1 protein-coding gene is annotated in these 262 nt (G+C 38.9%); it reads left to right on the plus strand.

The features are described from left to right. Nucleotides 1-262, plus strand: a 262-nt coding sequence (locus tag SB660_RS21550) for a GNAT family N-acetyltransferase (RefSeq protein WP_410584451.1), incomplete at both ends; no start/stop codon positions are given.

The raw sequence follows: 262 nt of genomic DNA on the forward strand, positions 1-262 counted from the left end.
CCTTGTTTACTATAATGGTGAACAAGCCATTCAAATGGATGCCAATCTCGTAAAATGGCTTGAAGAGAAAAACGCTCCTTCTATCGCCATCGATCAAGAGGCGCATCAAGATGAATATTATATTGATACAGTTTGTGTAGCACCAGAGGCTCGTGGTAAAGGAATCGGTACACTATTAATCCAATTCGCCATTGAGCAAACAAAACAACGAGGTTTTACAAAATTATCACTGAATGTTGAAACGCAAAAAGAAGATGCTCGT

The organism is Bacillus sp. SIMBA_005 (genome assembly GCF_046535585.1).
In the GTDB taxonomy this organism is placed as follows: Bacteria; Bacillota; Bacilli; order Bacillales; family Bacillaceae; genus Bacillus; species Bacillus pumilus.